Here is a 2,177-nt window from a genome sequence, read left to right on the forward strand (position 1 = left end):
AATAAAAAATATTTACTCGCAGATCATAGTAAGTTCAATAAGTTTGATTTTTATACTTTTTATAATATATCAAATCTTGATACTATTGTTTCAGATTCTAAACTAAGTGATTCAATCCTTTTTGAACTATCTAAACTTACTAAAGTCATCAAGCCTTAATAAACTGAAAGATTCTGGGTAACAACTCAATTTCAGAAGTAAATCTTCCCACAATAAAACGCATAATATCAAGTTTTTCAACACCTGATATTATGCGTTTTTCTACGTTAAAGACTTTTTGCCCAATTGCTTTATCTGCAACCTCAAAGCTATGCTTTGAGAAACCTGCGACTCTCTTCCTAGTTTAAAGTTGCTCTTTGATTTTTATTGAGTATAAGCAACGTGATTAGATAAGAGTTTTGCAGAGTACTAGATATAAGATTTAACTTTTTTGAGCAATTGGTTACGATTGTTGAAACGGCATAAAATCTGAATCAAAGGAGATATTATCTCGTTCTTCATGATTGATAAAATTTAAAAAGATATTTTTAAATTCTTCCAGCTCATAATCTGAATGACAAATCCATTCTTTACCAGTCGAGACATACCATTTTCCAAGACTTTTCAATTCTTCATTTGTCAAACACGGTATTTGAGAGCATTTTTCAAAGTTGATAATATAAACTTTTTCATAAATAGATTGGATAAAATTTTTGAACATCTTTTTGCCTCACTAAAATTCTATATCTAATGACTCATTCTACTAGTCAATCACTTGAGTTTCCGCTACTTTCTTGTACCAGTGAGCTGATTTCTTAGGATAACGTTCTTGCGTTTCAAAGTCTACATAGAAGAGACCGTAGCGTTTTTCATAACCGTTTGACCATGAGAAGACGTCCATCAATGACCAGATGAAGTAACCTTTGACGTTTGCACCATCAGCAATAGCATCAGATAAGACTTCCAAGTGTTGTTTCACATAATCAATACGGCCATCATCGTAAACAGTATTATCAACGAACTCGTCTTTATAGCCAAGACCATTTTCAGTGATGTAAATCTTCCTATAGTTCGGATAATCTTTCTTCACGCGCATGATTTGGTCATACAAACCTTGAGGGTAGATAATCCAATCCCAATCCGTACGTGGTACATAATCAGGAGCTACACGACGACCAACACCTTTGATTTGGTATTTAGAGCTTCCTTTCTCACCCTTACCATTATGGATAATTTCTGTTTCGCCATCAAAGGCTTCCATCCAGTCACTCATATAGTAATTGATTCCAAGGAAGTCGTTCAAGTCTTTTGCAGCTTCTAATACTTCGAAATCTTCTTCACGAAGATCTAAGCTACCACCATTGGCAGCCAAGATAGCCTCTACCCCTGCCAGGGTCTTTTCAGAGTAGTGACCCAGATAAGTTGCATCCAAGATAAATTTATTATGGATAATGTCCTCCAACTCTGCCGCAATAACATCTGCAGGATTTTCAGGATTAAGTGGATACTTGGTTGGCAGTGCGTGAACAACACCAATTTCACCTTTATAGCCTTTATCTTTGTACAATTTTACCGCGCGTGCATGAGACACCATCATATTGTGGTGTGATTGAAAGACTTTGGCAAGGTCGTACTGGATACCTGGAGGGAATTTCCCAACCAAGTATTGACCATCACCGATTGGCCCAATTTCATTAAAGGTTGTCCAATAGTTTACTTCTGGGAATTCTTCAAAACAGAAGGCAGCGTAGTCTACAAAGTGTTCAATATTTTCACGGTTTAAGAAGTCGCCATTTGAGTGGAGAGCTTCTGGCGTGTCAAAGTGATGAAGAGTTACAAAGGGCTCAACATGACGTTTGTGACACTCTGCAAATAAATTATGATAAAACTCAACACCTTTCTGATTTACTTGACCGTAACCGGTTGGGAAAATACGTGACCAGGCAATAGAAATTCGAATGCCATTGACACCATACTCTTCTGCTAGCTTTAGGTCAACTGGATATCGATTGTAAAAGTCACTGGCTGGTTCTGCAGTGTACCAGTAGTTATCTTCAAGATATTTATCCCAAGCAACTGGTCCTTTTCCATCAGTATGTGTAGCGCCTTCTGCTTGATAGGCAGCTGTTGCGCCACCGAAAATAAAGTCTTTTGGAAGTGTTTTTGTCATTTTTTTCACCTATTTCTTGATTTAAATA

At 36.7% G+C, this 2,177-nt stretch carries 2 protein-coding genes and 1 pseudogene; 1 reads left to right on the top strand and 2 read right to left on the bottom strand.

The annotated features are described in order from the left end of the window. Positions 1–159, top strand: a pseudogene (locus SMIDD26_RS11650) (DeoR family transcriptional regulator); the annotation flags it as partial. 283 nt (positions 160–442) lie between these two features. Here the strand turns inward: SMIDD26_RS11650 and SMIDD26_RS06170 are convergent. Continuing rightward, the gene (locus SMIDD26_RS06170; protein WP_134990181.1) at positions 443–700 is read right to left on the bottom strand and encodes a DUF3884 family protein; all 258 of its coding nucleotides are present in this window, start codon (positions 698–700) and stop codon (positions 443–445) included. A gap of 42 nt (positions 701–742) precedes the next feature. Next, a complete protein-coding gene (gene lacG / locus SMIDD26_RS06175) occupies positions 743–2,149 on the bottom strand; it encodes a 6-phospho-beta-galactosidase (RefSeq protein ID WP_061439514.1) in 1,407 nt (468 codons plus the stop codon). Positions 2,150–2,177 lie beyond the last annotated feature (28 nt).

Source organism: Streptococcus mitis (assembly GCF_001579035.1).
Lineage (GTDB): Bacteria > Bacillota > Bacilli > Lactobacillales > Streptococcaceae > Streptococcus > Streptococcus mitis_J.

Excerpts from the sequence above, each read along its gene's own strand:
- lacG (WP_061439514.1), bottom strand. The coding sequence starts at position 2,149 with ATGACAAAAACACTTCCAAAAGACTTTATTTTCGGTGGCGCAACAGCT.
- SMIDD26_RS06170 (WP_134990181.1), bottom strand. The coding sequence starts at position 700 with ATGTTCAAAAATTTTATCCAATCTATTTATGAAAAAGTTTATATTATC.